Consider the following 18,309-nt stretch of genomic DNA (forward strand, 5'->3'; position numbering starts at 1 on the left):
GCTTCGGAGAAGGTGATCTGATCCATGCTGGCAACGATCCTATGCGATTGACGATGGCCGTATTATCGCTGATTTTGGAGACTTATTCAGAGCCTCCCTTGGGGAAAGGGTCCCTGTTTGAACTGAGATGGGAAGAAGTCGAGCCACTTTTGTCGCAAGCATTGTCTGAGCTGAAAGATATCGATAAAAGTGAACTTGGGGTGGTTGCAAAAGGTACCGCCAACGCTGCCAAGATTCTTACTGAAAAATTTCAGTGGGTAATCACAAATGTTCCATTCAAGGAGACAAAGCAGCTAGTTGAAGCCAGCCAAGATTATATTGAGAAAAACTATGCAGCCGGAAAATCGAATTTAGCAACTGCGTTTATTCTACGGATAAAGGATATTCTAGCCGTAGGAGGAAATGCATCTGTGGTCACCCCTCATGAATGGCTGTTCCTAAAGTCTTATGAAAAAGTACGTGAGCGCCTTTTAAAAGAGGCTACTTGGAACAGTTTGGCTGACCTTGGAGAGCAAGCGTTTGAGAGCCCGCAGGCAGCTGGGGCTTTTGCGGCATTGATTTCATTCACAAAAGGCGAACCAAGGCCAGAAGATTGCTATCTCGGTATCAACGCAACTGTTCAAAAAGGAGTAGTGCAAAAAAACCTTTATCTGAAAAATGCAGTAACGGAAAGATATTTCCAGAGTCAACAGTTGACTAACCCCGATTACAGAATTGGCCTATTCGATGCATCTGATTACCCGTTGCTCTCAACCATTGCCGGGTCTTATGTTGGCCTTCAAAACGGTGACACCCCGAGATTTGTCTTTCTTTTCCATGAAGTTGAGTGGCCGAACCAAGTCTGGAGCTTTTTCCAGCTGCCCTGTTCTACCTCAGAGAAGTTCACAGGAAGAGATGGTGCAATCCGGTGGGAGCAAGGAAAGGGAGAACTTCAAACATCACCCTTGGCATACATAAAAGGTAAAGAAGCGTGGGGTAAGCCTGGGGTTGCAATTCGGCAAACTCGCACTCTTCCAGCTACGCTGTATTCAGGAAACCTATACGACCAATCCAGTGCTGCAATTATTCCCGCTGAAGAGGATCATTTGCCAGCAATTTGGTCTTTTTGCTCAAGCCAAGACTTCCACGACGAAGTCAGAAAAATCGACAAGAAGAAAAATGTAACTAATGCCACATTGGTAAAAATCCCCTTCGATATAGGTTATTGGCAAGAAGTCGGCGAAAACAAATACCCCCACGGTTTGCCCAAACCCTACACTAACGACCCCACCCAATGGATCTTCCACGGCCACCCCTGCGGTTCGGTTGTGTGGGACGAAGAACAAAAGTGGACAGCCGAAGGCCCGCTCCGCACGGACGACACAGTCCTGCAAGTCGCCGTTGCCCGCCTGCTCGGCTACCGCTGGCCCGCTGAATTGGATACCGAAATGGAATTGGCCGATGAGCAGCGTGAATGGGTCATGCGCTGCGAGCAATTGCTTCCCTTCGCCGATGAAGATGGCATTGTCTGTATCCCACCGGTGCGTGGTGAGGCCTCAGCCGCCGACCGCCTGCTGAACCTTCTGGCCGCTGCCTATGGCGATGCCTGGTCCACCGATGTTCTGGCAGAACTGCTCAAGAGTGCTGGCCACGCCGGCAAAACCCTGGAAACCTGGCTGCGAGACAAGTTCTTCACCCAGCACTGCAAACTCTTTCAGAACCGCCCCTTCATCTGGCACATCTGGGACGGCCTGCCGGACGGCTTCTCGGCCCTGGTGAATTACCACAAGCTCGATCGCAAGAACCTGGAAACCCTGATCTACACATACCTGGGTGACTGGATCGGCCGCCAGAAGCAGGATAAGAACAGCGGCATCGACGGTGCCGAAGAACGCCTCGCCGCTGCCGAAGCCCTGAAGAAAAAGCTGGAGCAGATCCTCGAAGGCGAAGATCCCTATGACATCTTCGTGCGCTGGAAGCCCATCGAACAACAGCCGATTGGCTGGGAACCAGACCTAAACGACGGCGTGCGCCTAAACATCCGCCCCTTCATGACCGTCGCGGATGTCAAAAAGAAAGGCGCCGGCATCCTGCGCGACAAACCCAACATCAAATGGACCAAAGACCGTGGCAAGGATGTGGAGTCGGCAGCCTGGTACCACACGTTTAAAGGTGAGCGTATCAACGACCACCATCTGAGTCTTGAAGATAAAGAGGCGGCAAGACAGGAGCGTTCAAAATGACGGCAGAAACGTACACCAAAGCCAGATTCTGGAAATGTGCATTGCAGGTCAATCCCGCGGGGTATCTTCAGTATCGGGGTGCCGAGCAACAGTTGTCAGAGGATGAATACAATCGCCAGCTCCTGAACGTCGCTCTGGAAAACCATATCAAGGTCATCGGTATTGCAGACCATGGCAACGTTGACGCCGTTGATTCGATTCGAAGGTTAATGAACGAGCACGGCATTATAGTTTTCCCGGGCTTCGAAATTGCCTCAACAGAAAAGGCACATTTTGTGTGTCTGTTTCCAGAGGATACGACTACAACTCATTTAAACCGCTACCTAGGGGAGCTCGGCCTATCTGATCCATCAGATGGAGTTCGCCCATCACGTTATGGCGGACAGGAAATCCTTCGCCGTGTCGAAGACCTTAACGGTTTTTCGTATGCGGCACACTGCACCGATGCAAGTGGTGTTCTTCGGCAGAACTTGGTGCATGTATGGCAGGATCCTCTTTTAAAAGCTGCTCAAATTCCAGGCTCAATGGAAGACCTCAAGAATGAGCAGAACCAAGGTTATCGCCAGATCCTTTTGAATAAAGATCCAAATTACCGGAGGGAAATACCCGTCGCGATCATTAATGCCAAGGATGTAGCTTCTCCCGAAGATTTGGCTAACCCAAAGGCTTCCTGCCTAATCAAGATGACGCGACCATCATTTGAATCCTTTAAACTTGCCTTTCAAGACCCAGGATCTCGAGTCCGATTAAACAGTGATCGCTCCGAAAAATATTTTTCCCGAATTGAGAAACTGAAGATAGTCGGGGGGTACTTGGATGGAATAGAAATAGATTTCTCTGAGCATTTGAATGCCATTATCGGCGGAAGGGGCACAGGCAAGACCACTCTCCTTGAAAGCCTAAGGTTTGTTTTAGGTATACAGCCAATTGGGCAGGCTGCACGCAAACAGCATTCAGAGATTGTTAAAGAGAACCTTGGTCGATCCAAGGCTAGAGTGGAAGTTGTCATTCGCTCATCTCAGATGAATGGGCGTCGGTTTAAGGTTGCCCGTCGTTATGGCGAGGATCCCGTTCTCGTTGATGAGGAAGGAAATCCATCCAGTTTTTCACCGAATGAGCTGCTTCCGGGAATAGAGCTGTACGGCCAAAATGAAATATATGAGATTGCTCAAGATCCCGCGAGCCAGAGTTTATTGCTCTCTCGATTTTTGGATAAAGGCAAGCATGATGACGAGGAAAAGATAATAGAAGCCGTAAATAGGCTAAAGGAAAACCGGAAAAAACTACTGGAGGCCCAAAGATCGGTAGCTGATTTGGAAGACGAGGTGGCTCGAATTCCAAAGCTGGAAGAGAAAATAAGGCAGTTCAAGAGCCTTGGCATTGAAGAAAAATTGAAGATTGTTCCGTTGTTGGAAACAGAAAGAAGGTTGCTTCATAGAGTAGAAGCTGAAGAACTTCCGCATTTAAACGGGGCCTTTGAGTCTGTGAGAGAAAATCTCCCAGACTTGACATTCTTGAGTGCTAATGTGGTCGACAGACTCCCACACAAAGAAGATCTTATCTCTGTGCGAAAAAAAATAGATGAGCTTAAGGGAAAAGCTGAAGATCTTATTAGTCAGTGGCAGTCATTCTATGAAGTAAATTACCAAGAAATTATTAAACTTCTGGGGGCCATAAGAGAAGAGATAGCGAAAGAAGATGAAAAGCTCGAGAATACATTTAAAGAGCTTCCTGCTGCCGAAGGGAAAACAGGCCGACAAGTTGGGATCGAGTTTCAAAATTTGCTCAAAGATGTTGAGCGGATACGACCCAAGAAAGCGTTAATCGAAAACAGCAGGAAACTACTGTCTGAACTTTCAAGGCAGCGTCAGGCGACACTCAATGATTTATCGGAAATCCGATCAGAACGTTCTGCCAGGGTTGAACGTTCCTTGAAAAAGCTAAGCCGAAAACTCCAAGGAAAGATGAGATTGACTGTGGATCCAGAAGCGGATCGACAACCAATTGTGGATTATTTATTAGCCTGCAATATGGACAACGTTGGAGCTGGTCGGTTGAAATGGGTTTTTGATGCAGAAGATTTTTCTCCGGTTAAACTCGCTCAACGTATACGGCAAGGGGCTGATGCGCTGCAAGGTGCCGGTTGGGGAATCACACAGACCGTTGCAGACGCTATGGCGCGATTACCTCAGGAAAAGATACTTAGCCTAGAAGAGATTGAGTTACCTGACTGTGTTTCCATAGAGTTAAATACAGCGCATGAGGGAGCCGAAAACTATCGGTCAATTGATAGGCTTTCAACAGGGCAGCAATGCACAGCCATTCTTCACCTGTTGTTGCTACAGAACAAAGACCCATTGATTATGGATCAGCCTGAAGACAACTTGGACAATGCGTTTATCGCTGACCGGATTGTTACGGAGTTGCGTTCAGCAAAAATTTCCCGCCAGTTCATATTTGCAACTCATAACGCCAATATTCCTGTGTTCGGCGATGCCGAGTGGATTGGCGTTTTGGAAGCCTCTGATGACAGAGCTGTTATGCCACTCGATCACCAGGGTGCCATCGATGTCAGAGACATTAAAGAAAAGGCAGCGGAAATCCTTGAGGGTGGAAGAGATGCATTTAATCAACGTAAATATAAATATGGGTTTTGATCTATCATGCTGAAATCAGAGCTGCTTGAAATAATTTCTAACGGGGAGAACTCGGGAGTTGAGTTCAAGCGCGATGATGTGCGCCCCGAACAAATGGCGAAAGAAATTGTGGCTTTCGCCAATTTCGAAGGCGGGCGCATTTTATTGGGAGTAGAGGATGATAGGACGATTACAGGCTTGCAGAGAGATGCTACTCAGGAATGGATTCTCAATGTATTTCGCGACAAGGTTCATCCCCAGATAATTCCTTATTATGAAGAAATTGAGGTGGACCCAGGTGTTCGCGTCGCTGTCGTTACGATAGGCCGAGGAATTTCAAAGCCGTACGTGGTCCGGCATAGTAATCGAGAAGACGTTTACATTCGCATGGGCGATCGCTCAGAGATTGCTAGCCGTGAACAACAGGCACGTCTTTTTGAAAGTGGAGGGCTTCTCCATGTTGAAGTAATGCCTGTTCCGGGTAGCAGTTTTTCAAATCTCGATCTTGAGAGAATCAAGTTTTATCTCAAAGAGGTCATAGAAGACCCCGATATTCCTTCCGATGATGAGAAGGATCAATGGACAGATAGGCTGGTTGGTTTGGGCTTGATGGCAGAAGACGGAAACGGAAGGAGGGTTTGTTCCGTCGGAGGATTGATTTGTTTTGGTATAAACCCGCGTCGATATCTCCGTCAGGCAGGTATTAGGCTCACAGTTTTTGAGGGAAATGACAAGGAATACCGCGCAAAGCTTGATACCGCACTTGACGGCCCTCTTGTCGCCAGGTGGAGGTCCACTGAATCAGGCGAAAAAGAATTGGTGGATGAAGGGCTTATAGAGATTTTCGCTCGACAAATTGATCCGTTTATCAGTGAAGAAGACGACAGGATCGATGAGGGCCTACGAAGAGGCAAGCAGCAGCACTACCCAAAAGAGGCAATCCGTGAAGTAGTCCTGAATGCGCTGGCGCACCGCGATTGGACGAAATCGGTGGATATCGAGGTAACGGTTTATTCAGACAGGCTCGAAGTAATCAGCCCCGGGAAGCTTCACAACTCCATGACAATAAAAAAGATGGTCGATGGTCAGCGCTCGCCGCGCAATCCCATGATTATGGATATCCTTCGTGATTATGGCTACGTCGACTCCCGTGGCATGGGTGTGCGCAAGAAAGTGATCCCGTTGATGCGAGAGGCCAATGGTACCGAGCCATCTTTTGAAGCTACGGACGATTATTTGAAAACCACTTTGTACAAGCAAGGAGCCGAAACCTGATGCTTAAGCTCGCTGAGCGTCTTGTTGAGGCAGTGCGGTCGTCGGGAGTTTTCAACCCGGATATCCAGGTAGCCCCCGCCTGCATCCTCTGGCCCGACCGTGATCGCCAATGGGAAGCCGTTATTCCGGTGCTCCAAGCTGAGCTGCCCGAGCTGATGGTGCTGGGCGATTACGCCCCGGAGAAACGCACTGGCCCGGCAATCTGGCTTCGCTATGCCATTGCCGGTTTCGCGGAAGATGTTGAGTTACCGGAAAGCAAGGCACCGATTCTGTATCTGCCCGGCGTCAGCCGCCAGGATTTGCGGGCGGTGGAGAGCTGCCCGGATGAACTGAAACCTTTGGCGGAATTGCAGTACCGGGGTGTGATCTGGTCGCAGGTGAATGCCAAGGACTGGACCATTCTGGCTTATCTGAAATCCGACCAGGGCGGTTTGGGCCTGGATGTCGCCCAGGACAGCGAAAGCCGCCACGCGATGCAGCTGGCGCTGTACCGTTTGCTGGATGAGGAAGTTGAGCTGCTCAAGGGCAAACGGCTGGATAAAGACTACTTCAATACCCTGTTGACCGGCGGTGATCCCACCCGGGACCTGTTGTTGTGGCTGGACCAGGGTGAGGCATTTCAGGCCGCCCGGGGCGAGAACGAATGGCAGGCCTTTGTTTCGGTGTGTCAGTCCCAGCTGGCGTTCAATCCTCAGCAGGACGGTATTCTGGCCGGGTGTAACAAACTGGCCAATCACGAAGGCCCCTGGCAGGCGGTGTGGGAGCGGTTCTGCGAAGCGCCCAATCGTTATCCACACATTCCGGACCAGATCCGTAAGTGCCAGCCGCCGGCTTTCGATCTGTTCGCTGATGAATCCGTGGCCGGTGGCTGGCCACAGTGGAACCAAAGCCAGGAAGAGCATTTACGCCGGGATCTGCTGGCACTGAGCAATATGCCGGCTCACAAGGCCATAGAGCAGCTTAAAGAGCTGGAGCAAGCCCACGGTGGCCGCCGCTCACTGGTATGGGCTGAGTTGGGCGAGGCATCCCTCGCGTTGGCACTGAAGCACCTGGCGACCATGGCTGAACACGCAAAAACGGCTCTTGCGGCCGGCACGGTTACCGATCTTGCCAATGGCTATGCCAGTACTGGCTGGAAGGTGGATGACAGCGTGATGCGGGCGCTGGCTGAAGTAACCAGCAACGATGACCTGAATGCCGTTACCGCAGCCATCCGGTCTGTTTATCTGCCCTGGATGGAAGATTCGGCCCGCTATCTGCAAAGGCATATGGACGGTGCCAGTTACCCCGGCGGCTCTTATGAGAATGCTCCAAAATTCCCGGCTGAGCAGGGCGACTGCGTGCTGTTTGTGGATGGTTTGCGTTTTGATACCGGTAAACGTCTGGTTGAGCGCCTGGAAACGGCGGGCCTGGAGATTTCTGAAACTCCGGTGTGGACGGCGCTGCCCAGTGTCACGGCCACGGGCAAGGTGGCTGTGTCTCCGGTACGGGACAAGATCAAAGGTGACGACGCCAGCGCTGACTTCGAACCCGCTGTGGCCGAGACAGGCCAATCTCTGAAGGGTGGCTATCATCACAAGAAGCTGTTGAAAGAGGCCGGTTGGCGTGTTCTGGACCGCACGGACAATGGTGATGGCCAGGGCTTTGCCTGGTGCGAGTTCGGCGATATCGATCATGAAGGCCACGACCGGGGCTGGAAGCTGGCTAAACACCTGGACAACCTGTTGCAGGAGGTTCAGACCCGGATTACCGAATTACTGGCTGCCGGCTGGAAGCGGGTTCGGGTGGTGACTGACCATGGTTGGCTGTTGTTGCCCGGAGGCTTGCCCAAAACCGAGTTGCCAAGCGTACTCGCGGACAGCAAATGGGGCCGCTGTGCTGCGCTCAAGCCCGGTGCAGACACCCAGGAGCGGGTATTTCCCTGGTATTGGAACCCGAGCCACTATTTCGCGTTGGCTGATGGTGTCAGCTGTTACAAGAACGGTGAGGAGTATGCCCACGGCGGCCTGAGCCTGCAGGAGTGCCTGACCTTGCAGTTGGTTGTAACGGGTGGTGCGGGCACTCAGGCAGCAATTGAGTTTACCGATCTGGTCTGGAAGGGGCTTCGCTGCACGGTAGCTGTGGAAGGTCAGTACAAAGGCCTGACCCTGGATATTCGTACCCGTGCCGGGGAAGCATCCAGCAGTGTCGTGCTCAGTGCCAAGCCCTTGAAGGAAGACGGCAGAGCTTCGGTCGTGGTGGAAGACGAAGACATGGAAGGCCAGAACGCCGTGGTGGTGTTGCTGGACGATAACGGGGCTCTGGTAGCCCAGACCGACACAAGGATTGGTGGGGGAGATGTGTGATGGTATTGGATGAGATTGATAACAAAGCGGTCGCCGCACTGGATGGCTACCTGGTGCGTAAAGACCTGGTGCGAACCTTCAGCCGCCAGTTTCCGGTGCCTACCTACGTGGTGGAGTTTCTGCTGGGGCGCTACTGCGCAAGCACCGACCAGGAAGAAATCGATGAAGGGCTGGAGATTGTTCAGCGACAGCTCAAATCCCGCACGGTAAAGGCGGGTGAGGAGGAGTTGTTCAAGGCCCGGGCCAGGGAGAACGGTGAGGTCAAAATCATTGACCTGATTACCGCTCGCCTGGATGCAAAGACCGATAGTTACATCGCAACACTGCCCAGCCTTCGACTGACGGATGTTCGTATCTCTTCAGAGTTGGTGAATGAGCATGAGCGAATGCTTACCGGTGGCTTCTACGCCGAGATTACCCTGAACTACGATGCCGCCATTGCCCAGGAAAACAAAGGCCGGCCATTTGGGGTGGAGTCTTTGCGGGAAATCCAGCTCTCCAAGCGAGATGTTTTGGATACCCTGGCAGAAGCCCGAAAGGGCTTTACCACGGATGAATGGAAAGCCTTCCTGCTGCGTTCTACCGGTATCGAGATTGAAGGCCTGTCTGAGCGGCAGGTCGATGCCATGCTGTTGCGCATGGTGCCGTTTGTTGAGCGCAACTATAACCTGGTGGAGCTTGGTCCCCGTGGCACCGGCAAGAGTCACCTGTTCCAGCAGGTGTCTCCCTATGCTCATCTGATTTCAGGTGGTAAAGCGACCGTCGCCAAGATGTTTGTGAATAACTCGAACGGACAGCGTGGTTTGGTCTGTCAGTACGATGTTGTCTGCTTCGATGAAGTCTCCGGAATCTCTTTCGACCAGAAAGACGGCGTCAACATCATGAAGGGCTATATGGAGTCCGGAGAGTTCAGTCGTGGCAAGGAGAACATTCGGGCGGACGGCAGTATTGTGCTGGTGGGCAACTTCGATGTGGATGTTGAGCACCAGCAGCGCATTGGTCACTTGTTTGGCCCTATGCCACCGGAAATGAAGGACGATACCGCCTTCATGGATCGTATTCATGCTTTCTTGCCAGGTTGGGATGTGCCCAAAGTCAGCAAGGAGCTGCTGACCAATCATTTTGGTCTGGTGAGTGACTTCCTTTCCGAGTGCTGGAGTCAGCTTCGCAACCAGAGCCGGCTGAGTGTGATTCAAAATCGCGTGTTTTTTGGTGGTGCTTTGTCCGGACGGGACACCAATGCGGTGAACAAGAGCATCAGTGGCTTGCTGAAACTGCTGTACCCGGGTGAGGCCCAGATTCCGGACGAAGACATTGAATGGGCGGTACGCATCGCGATGGAAGCCCGGCGCCGAGTGAAAGAGCAGCAGAAACGTATTGGCGCGGCAGAGTTCAGGAATACCCATTTCAGCTATGTGATGGGCGAGGACGGTGTGGAAAAGTTCGTTTCCACTCCGGAATTGCACAGTGAAAACAGCATTGGTGACGACCCGCTGGAACCTGGCCAGGTCTGGTCTATCTCCCCGGGCACCGGAGAAGAACATCCCGGCCTTTACCGTATTGAGGTGAACGAAGGCCCGGGGTCCGGCGTGAAGGTACTGAATAAACCAGTGCCACCGGCCTTCAAGGAAAGCATTGGCTACGCCGAGCAGAACCTGTACGCCCGATCGGCCCAACTGGTTGGCGACAAAGACCCTCGCCAGCACGAATTCACCGTGCAGCTGCGAGCCTTCGACGCTTCCAAATCCGGCGCCAAACTCGGCATGGCCTCACTGATTGCCCTCAGCACCGCTTTGCTGAAAAAAAGCGTTCGAGGCGGCCTGATTATTGTGGGTGAGATCAACCTGGGCGGTTCGGTAGAGCCAGTGCATAACCCGGTGACCGTTGCCGAGATCGCGGTAGAGAAGGGGGCAACGGCCTTGCTGATGCCCGTTGCCTGCCGCCGGCAGTTGTTTGATTTGTCGGACGAGATGGCAACCAAGATTGATATTCAGTTTTACTCTGATGCCCGGGATGCGTTGATTAAGGCGATGGTGGAGTAGGGGTGATTTTCAGGGAGGGATTTCTGTGACAAAGAATGTGGTTGAAGTGGATTTTGGCGGTCTTGAACGACTAAAAGCAGCGGCAGCCTCCGCTGGCGAATCCGAGATGGATAAGCTGGTCAAAACCGTTATTGCTGAGCTGCGCAGCGTGGCTCCATACGATGTCTTTGAAGATGTTTTTGCTCGCCATGTTTGGGATGAATTTTGTTGGTGTCAGCAAGAAGGTTCGTTCATGGACAATATGGAGTCCGTCATCCGAAGTAAAATTACTGGTGTGTTGGACAAGTTAGACGACCGCACTCTGGTTTGCCTGACCGCCTGCAGCCGGGATGAGCTTGGTGAAATAGATCAGGATGGTGAGCTGGGAGTTGGGGCTATCTGTATTGACGACATTAATCTTGCTGCCTACCAGCGGATCCAGGAGGCGGCTCAGGGACCTGACATAAGCATAATTGGTCCCCACCGAGCTGATGAACTGGGATTTCACCTGGTCACTGACGGAGTTGTCTTTTCTGAGCTCTCAGAAGCGGAGCTCTCCGCTGTACTGGCAGAACACTTTGAAGACATCATTGATCCTGCCAGCGACCTTTCAGGGGTGGCTAACGCTCTGGCTGAAGGTTTTCTGGAACAGATCGAGGCTGAATCCGAATCATTTGGCCTATCGGCCCTTCTGGGGCGGTTTCAATCGGATGTCAAAACTTTACTTGCGGAGAAGGATGTCCTTCCAGATCTGAAGGGTACTCAGGCAGCGCTTCTGGCGGCTCTTGATTCGCCTGTTTGAGTACGCAGTTCGCTACACTCCACCGTTGTTAAAGCTGCGCTGCTCCAGATCAGGTGGAAACGGAACAAGGCAAATAAGATGGATTCGACATGGGAAGAACTCTTTGCTGCACTGGACGCACTTGAGGACGAACAAGCCCAACAAAAACAACGGGGATTGAACGACTTCAATCTGCTCAGCTCGGTTCTGTCGGTAAATGATGAAGTCCGCCTTCATACCCGGTTTATCTATTCACTGCTGAATCCTAAGGGGAAGCATTACCAGGGAACGCGTTTTCTCAAACTTTTCCTGGAAGTTGTTGGACGACAGGATTGGTTGGATCTGACATCTGTAACCGTGCTGAAAGAACATTGCCCGGATGGCCAAGAGGATCAGATTGATCTCTGGATAACCGATGGCAAACGCCAGATCGTCATCGAAAATAAGCTTAATGCGCAGGATCAGTACAGGCAGGTGGCACGCTACCTTGAGGCTGTTGGAGCCACGGATTCAGCACAGGCAGACGACACCCTGTTTATCTACCTGACGAAAAATCGACAGGCTCCCTCTGCGTTCGGTTTGGGTGGGTTGACCGTTTGCCACCGTACATCGCGTTTGCTCAACACCAGCGGCCTGCCAATTGCTCACTATCAAAATCTCAGTTATCGAAAGAATATCGGACAAGACAGTATTCATACGTGGCTTGAGTCATGTGCCAACGAAGTTGATCGACAATCTCATATCGCTTGGGCGTTGCGGGATTACCAGGCGGTGGTAGAGCGGGCAACAAAGGAGTATGTGAGCAAGGTGAAAACGCTAAAAGATGTTCTCGAAGCGGGTATTGCCGACGGCAAGCGACACCATGAGCAGGCAATCCAACTGGCCAGCGAGTTACCGGCCATCCACGCAAGCTGGCTTGAACAGGCGATGACAACCAATCTGGAGGAGCTGTTCGCACCGTTTGTCAGTAATGGTGATATGACCAGGATCGGAGTGGAAAATGCCGAGTTGCTGAACCCTTTCGTCCATAACACCTTCAAGGATGATGCTTGCAGCCTCCTGTACGCGCGCAGGTTCAATTTTTTCCGACCGGGTAATGGGACGCGTAACAGGGGCGCTTTTTATCGACTGGAGACCGGCACATGGGCCAAAAAGGTGGTTCTTATGCTGTTTTACGGCTCCAAGATGCTCCATGCGGGCTGCCTGCTGACGGAGCAGGCTGAAAGGTCTTTGGAGGACCTGTTGCGACCTCTAAAGCTTTCAGAGCCTGCGGCACTGGCAAGCAAGGTATTTCCTCGGGTTATGACATACGCTGAAGCTCTCGAGTACCAAGGCATCATTCACCTGGCCGACTTTTCCAACAGCCCACAGCAAAGAATTCTGGGCCAACTACTAACAACCTTGGGTTGTGCTGATAGTACGACCGTATCAAAAGGAACCGCGATATGAGCTACGACGGCAACTTTGATCAAAATCGGCTCGACCAACTGGCGAAACAGTATCTGACACAGAGTACTTCGGAAGGGAGAGTATTTTTCCGGAGTGACTCTGATGATAACCGACTCGATCATGCTCGTTGGCAGCTTGAGGATGCGGATCACGATGCATTAAAGGATTCCGGCTTCAAAATGGATTTGATGGAGTTGCTGGATACCTTGCTGGTGTATCGAGCCGAGCATAGCAAGCCCAATGCTGGCCAAGGGGTCGTACAGATTCTAGGCAACCGTTTGGCGATCGAGTGGCTGCCCGAGAGTAAATTTTCCGCGTTATGTGATGAATGAGTGTTGGGTTGGTCTGGCACAGGGAAAACTACTGCAGTGGCCTATTAATTCTTAAAGGCTGCTGTCGTCTGATGACTTCTTAAGTGTGCTTTCAGCCCAGGATTGCAAGTCATCTGCGTTGTAGTAAGCGACTCCGCAGATAGTTAGTACCACCAGAACAAAGCTGGCAAAGCCAATCAGTGTTGCAGATAGATCGACCACAGAGAGATCTCCTTCTGTTGTGTGGTTGGAACACAGCTCCCATCAGGCAGCCTCGGACTGCGTTTGCTCTTTTGCGACAGAGGCAATCAGGTGTCTGGAGCATCCCAGTATTTCCTGAATCTCGCTGTAGCTGTGGCCAGTGCGCAGCAAGCTGGCCACATGCTGACGGCGTTTGATGTCTGGTTGCCGCCCACGGTATTTACCTTCCGCCTTGGCTTTACCTATCCCCTGGGACTGACGCCGGCGGCGATCCTCGTAATCTTTACGAGCCACGGCGGCCAGCATATCCAGCATCATTGAGTTCACGGCTTGAAGGATAGAGTCAGTAAAGCCGGTTTCATCTTTCCGATCCAGAGCCAGCCAACTTGTGGGAAGTTCGGGTGAAACAATTGAAAGCCGTTTGGCACTCAGTTTCTGTTTCAGGATATCCCAGTCTTTCTGTTTCAGACGGGCAAGACGGTCAATTTGTTCAACCAGAACAATATCGCCTTCACCGGACTCGGCAATCAGCCTCATCAGCTCAGGCCGGTGCAGAGTTGCTCCGGAAACATTCTCAGTATAGAAAGCTGCGATCCGGTGGCCGTGCTGTTCGGCAAATTGAATCAAAGACTCCTTTGCCCGATCGGCATTCTGTTCCCGGGTTGATGCTCTCAGGTAAGCTCGGATGAACATTTTTCTTTCTCAGTCTGCTATAGATGGTTCCGTGAGGCCGGTCTGTTTTAGATGGTTCTTTTGGTTATCTGCGGAGCTGGTTACCTGGTTCCGTTGATGTGTACCTTAAAGGAACCAGCGAAACCGGCTTACGCTGCACGATCGATCATTGGTGGAAGTCTGATCGATGTATGTATGCCATCAGTCATGGCCTCAAGCGTTTCATCGTCGAGATGAGGTACCTGCAGTGGCGATCCGTGGTAGCAGACTCGTTGATGGTCTGAAAACCGGAACACGCCATGGGGTATAGCATCGTCATCATCCAGCCAGCGGCGGAGCGTGAGGTCGATACACCAGTCATCCGGTAATTCGATCCAACAGTGCGGCATTGTTTCCATTTGGGTTCGCCGGTCTTTCACATAACCCACACGACATTGGTGATACGCCTCCGCGCGTGACAGCAAATTGCTGATGGCGAATGTCAGTCCTGCACTGCCCAGCGGCTGATCCTCCAAAGGCCAGAGTGCGATCTCCAATTCTTCATGCCAAATACTCATTCCATCCACACCGCTTCGGTTTTAGTGGGTCAATCGTGGGCATAGCAGCAAGTCAGTCTTGAGTCATGACGCCCACTCAGGTTCTAACAAAATCATCGCATGAAAAAGTGAAAATGCAAGTCCTGGTAAGCTAATTTTTATATAAAAATCAATGGTTTGTTCTGGCGTAACAAAGTTGAGCTAGTGTGCTATCAGTGCAGTTTTACAGCGATGAAATCGTGGTGATAATTACTGTTGGCTCGTCCAAAAGGATCGATTGCTATTTCCCGTGATCAGGAGACATGAGCTTTGAGAGAGTTTTACGTTCGTTACCGAGATACTGACACAATGCCCGATCGGCTTGAGCGTTACGCCTCTGATCTGGGTATTGCACCCGAACAGCTCATTCGCCGTTTCATATCGGAAAGTATGGCGAAGGTTGAAGGCTCTACCGGGCCGGCAGAGCCAGGAGGGTCACTTGAAGACTTTCTGGTGAGGAATTGTGTCCGGAAGACGGATCGGTAGGTTTGCGGCACTGGTTACCGGTGCAAACGGTAGGTCTGCTGCACCGGTTCGGTAGGTTTATTGCACCGGTTTTGGCTCATGGGACGATCGATAAGCCAGTACTGCGAACGAGGCAACGCCTTTTTTGTCCTTTGAAAGCTACATTTTGACTAAAAATTAGTCAGGGGTTGTGAAGCTCAGCAATCGGTAGGTTTGTTGCACCGGTTTCAATGGCGTTCTAGCGGTGAACCACGGCCAGAAAAACAGCCAGGCTCTTTTCACATAACTATCTATGTGAAAAAAGAGTCGGAATTTTTCACAAATAGGAACAAGGGCCGATCTTGCCCAGATGTCCTGATTAAAAACTTCTTGGGTTTTTTCACTATTTGTGAAAATTTGCTACCTATTCGCTTGCCACGTGTAGCGGTTCAGAGCCTGCCTGCGAGCGCGATCAATTTTTCACAAATAGTGAAGAACCAGCTGTAGTTTTTTCGCGATTGCTGAAAAGGTTCGCGAGGATTCTTTTGAAGCTGTTGATAATCTCACGGGTTGGGCTACTGCCAGAAAAAACTGCCCAGACTTCTCCACACTACTATCTATGTGGAGAATTCCTCATGACTCTTCACATGCTACACAGTGTGATTCTGGGCTGGTTTCCAAGTAGTAGTTCTCCACAAATAGTGGGAAACAGGCCAGTTTTTTTCATTGTTCCGCAGTGGGGGCCACTTCGGGATTTTACCATTACCAATGAATCTCCGGTCGGACCGAATCCTGAGCATGTGTGCTTGTTAGAGTCCCTTATCAGACTGTTTTGAGACTGTGATTTAGGCCAATCAGCTTGAGCGGCGGGCCCTTGCTCCAGAAGGTCTCAGAAAAGACTGTTAAGAGCCTGGAAGCGATGTATAAACTCGTGGAGTCTCACAAAAGTCCTTTTCGAGACCGACCAATGAGGTAGTTGCACTGCGTGACGAATGAACTCGCTGACATCGATCAGAGACTGGCCGAAATTGAGCAGGAGAAAGCCGACTTGCTTGCGCGTAAATCGGAGTTGCAACAGGCGCGCAACATCCCGGTTTCGGCACAGCTCACGCCCAACCAGAAAGTTGAACTTTTTCAGAGCTTCTTCCGTGGTCGCTCGGACGTGTATGCCATTCGGTGGCAGGGTTCAAACGGTCGATCTGGTTATGCCGTCGCTTGTGAAAATGAATGGGCACCGGGAATATGCCAGAAACCCAAGGTAAAGTGCGGAGACTGCCAGCACAGGCAGTTTAAGCCTCTCGGCTTCAACGCAATTTACGATCATCTGGCGGGTAAGCATGTAGTTGGACTCTACCCCCTGCTACCCGATAACCGCTGCTATCTCCTTGCCGTTGATTTTGACAAAGACGACTGGCAAGCCGAAGTTCAGGCACTGGCCCGGGCCTGTTGGAACCGTGGTATTCCTTATCTTGTTGAGATCTCTCAGTCTGGTTCCGGCGCTCATCTGTGGATCTTCTTTTCGGAGTCTGTTTCTGCGTGGGCTGCCAGGGCTTTGGGGTTCAAGCTGTTGGATGATGCGATGGAGCTCCATCCAAGTCTTTCTTTTGATTCCTACGACCGATTATTCCCCAATCAGGACATGATGCCGGAAGGTGGTTTCGGAAATTTGATTGCACTGCCCCTTCAGAACCGGGCGCGAACGAGGGATTGTACGGTATTTGTTGATGATAATTTGAGCCCGTATCCGGATCAGTGGATGGTGCTGCGCGCTCAGAAAACGGTTACGCCAGAACAAGTCCGGGAATTGGTCGGAAATGAGCCTGTGCACAATGGTTTGGAAGACGTTGCGGCACCGTGGGAGCAGTCACTACCCATTGAGACGGGAGCTATTGCAGGGTGTCCTGAAAAAGTGGTGGCCACTCTGGCAAACCATATCTACATCAAGGTATCCGATTTGCCGGCGCCATTGATTGCACGCCTCAGGCGCTTGGCCAGTTTTGCCAACCCGGTATTTTTCAAAACCCAGGCTCTTCGTTTTTCCACCCACGGCATTCCCCGGTACATCTCCTGTGCCAGGATTGAACAAGGCTACATTTCCATCCCAAGAGGCTGTTTCGACGATTTGGAGACAGTTCTGAAGGAGCAGGGGGTAGAGATCGACCTCGATGATCGAAGGATCTCGGGGCAAGAGCTGGCCAAGATCAGCTTAAAAGTGACGTTAAGAGCTCCGCAAGAGAAGGCAGTAAAGTCCCTCACTGAGAGGGATACCGGAATTCTGCATGCCCCGACGGCTTTCGGGAAAACCGTAACGGCAATCGGGGTTATTGCCAACAGGAAGGTCAATACGCTGATTCTGACGCATAGCCGGCAGCTGCTGGATCAGTGGAAGGAACGCCTGGAAACCTTCATTGACGGCGCCGAAGTGGGCGTGATCGGCGGTGGCAAAAAGAAACCAACAGGTCAGATTGACGTTGCAACCTACCAGAGCCTGATTAACAAGAAAGACAATACCGTTTCGGATCTGGTCAGGCAGTATGGTCAGGTCATTATCGATGAATGCCATCATATCTCAGCACCACGCTATGAGATGCTTTTGAATGAGGTCTGTGCCCGATACGTGTTTGGGCTCACGGCAACACCTGATCGCCAGGATGGCCACCAGAAAATCATGTTCATGGTTGCCGGACCGGTCCGGCACAAAGTTCGGATAGAACACAGCCAGAAGTTTGCACAGCGTGTGATCGTGAGAGAACGACACGACCTGCCACCAGCCGATATTTCAACTGCTGGCCAACGCCCTCACGTTGCATCTGTTTATCACTGGCTTTCTCAAAATCCTTCCAGAAATGACAACATCGTTCAGGACGTTGTGAGCTGTGCGGCCAATGGCGCCCAATGTCTGGTGCTTACAGAGCGTCGTGAGCATGCGGAGGTTCTGGCTCACCTGTTAGATGACCAATCGGTGGAATCGGTCGTGCTTCGGGGTGGAATGGGGGCAAAAGAACGCAGGGCAGTAGAAGCCCGGCTCTCAGACGTTCAAGTTATTGTCGCAACCGGCAAATACGTTGGAGAGGGATTCGATCTTCCCAGATTAGATACGCTGTTTCTTGCCTTGCCCATCGCATGGAAAGGAACTTTGTCTCAGTATGCGGGCAGACTTCACCGGGAAGCGGATGGCAAGCAGGAGGTGACCATCTACGACTACCTGGATACGGGTTTACCCATGCTTGAGCGGATGTTCCGGAAGCGGGAGAAGGGCTACAAGGCTATGGGGTATCAGTTCTCTGCCGCATCCGGGCAAACACGATTACTGTAATTACGGTAATTACAGTAAATGGTTTCGCGGCCCAGCTGACGAATACAGAGCCAGGTAAGCT

The 18,309-nt window shown here is 51.5% G+C and carries 11 protein-coding genes; 9 read left to right on the forward strand and 2 right to left on the reverse strand.

Annotation, left to right across the window (positions count from 1 at the left end):
* The 8 genes from Q674_RS40940 to Q674_RS33515 all read left to right on the forward strand — a co-directional run.
* Nucleotides 1–2,222 (forward strand): Eco57I restriction-modification methylase domain-containing protein (locus Q674_RS40940; protein WP_152526076.1); only part of this gene is annotated, 2,222 nt, incomplete at its 5' end.
* Complete coding sequence (locus Q674_RS33485) at nt 2,219–4,879, forward strand: TrlF family AAA-like ATPase (protein WP_023009219.1); 2,661 nt, start codon at nt 2,219–2,221, stop codon at nt 4,877–4,879. The genes Q674_RS40940 and Q674_RS33485, both read left to right, overlap by 4 nt.
* A gap of 6 nt (nt 4,880–4,885) precedes the next feature.
* Nucleotides 4,886–6,133 carry an RNA-binding domain-containing protein gene (locus Q674_RS33490; protein WP_023009220.1) on the forward strand — a complete coding sequence of 416 codons (1,248 nt, stop codon included), beginning with the start codon at nt 4,886–4,888 and terminating at the stop codon, nt 6,131–6,133.
* Nucleotides 6,133–8,478 (forward strand): BREX-1 system phosphatase PglZ type B, encoded by a 2,346-nt coding sequence (pglZ, locus tag Q674_RS33495; protein WP_023009221.1) that lies wholly within the window; start codon nt 6,133–6,135, stop codon nt 8,476–8,478. Before Q674_RS33490 ends, pglZ begins: the two co-directional genes overlap by 1 nt.
* Entirely contained in the window at nt 8,478–10,520 is a 2,043-nt protein-coding gene (brxL, locus tag Q674_RS33500) for a BREX system Lon protease-like protein BrxL (protein ID WP_023009222.1), read from the forward strand. The genes pglZ and brxL overlap by 1 nt, the downstream gene beginning before the upstream one ends.
* 25 nt (nt 10,521–10,545) lie before the next feature.
* On the forward strand, nt 10,546–11,301 hold the full coding sequence (locus Q674_RS33505) for a hypothetical protein (RefSeq protein ID WP_023009223.1): 756 nt from the start codon (nt 10,546–10,548) through the stop codon (nt 11,299–11,301).
* Between the two features lie 78 nt (nt 11,302–11,379).
* Nucleotides 11,380–12,729 (forward strand): PD-(D/E)XK nuclease family protein, encoded by a 1,350-nt coding sequence (locus tag Q674_RS33510; protein ID WP_023009224.1) that lies wholly within the window; start codon nt 11,380–11,382, stop codon nt 12,727–12,729.
* The gene (locus Q674_RS33515) at nt 12,726–13,061 is read left to right on the forward strand and encodes a hypothetical protein (RefSeq protein ID WP_023009225.1); all 336 of its coding nucleotides are present in this window, start codon (nt 12,726–12,728) and stop codon (nt 13,059–13,061) included. The genes Q674_RS33510 and Q674_RS33515 overlap by 4 nt, the downstream gene beginning before the upstream one ends.
* A 243-nt stretch (nt 13,062–13,304) precedes the next feature.
* On the opposite strand, the gene Q674_RS33520 is transcribed toward Q674_RS33515, so the two are convergent.
* Both Q674_RS33520 and Q674_RS33525 read right to left on the reverse strand, forming a co-directional pair.
* On the reverse strand, nt 13,305–13,934 hold the full coding sequence (locus Q674_RS33520) for a recombinase family protein (protein WP_023009226.1): 630 nt from the start codon (nt 13,932–13,934) through the stop codon (nt 13,305–13,307).
* A gap of 128 nt (nt 13,935–14,062) precedes the next feature.
* A complete protein-coding gene (locus tag Q674_RS33525; protein WP_023009227.1) occupies nt 14,063–14,470 on the reverse strand; it encodes a hypothetical protein in 408 nt (135 codons plus the stop codon).
* Between the two features lie 1,447 nt (nt 14,471–15,917).
* On the opposite strand from Q674_RS33525, the gene Q674_RS33530 reads away from it, so the two are divergent.
* Entirely contained in the window at nt 15,918–18,248 is a 2,331-nt protein-coding gene (locus Q674_RS33530) for a TOTE conflict system archaeo-eukaryotic primase domain-containing protein (RefSeq protein ID WP_023009228.1), read from the forward strand.
* The last annotated feature ends 61 nt before the right edge of the window (nt 18,249–18,309 follow it).

Origin of the sequence: Marinobacter sp. EVN1, assembly GCF_000475375.1 — a bacterium.
Lineage (GTDB): Bacteria > Pseudomonadota > Gammaproteobacteria > Pseudomonadales > Oleiphilaceae > Marinobacter > Marinobacter nauticus.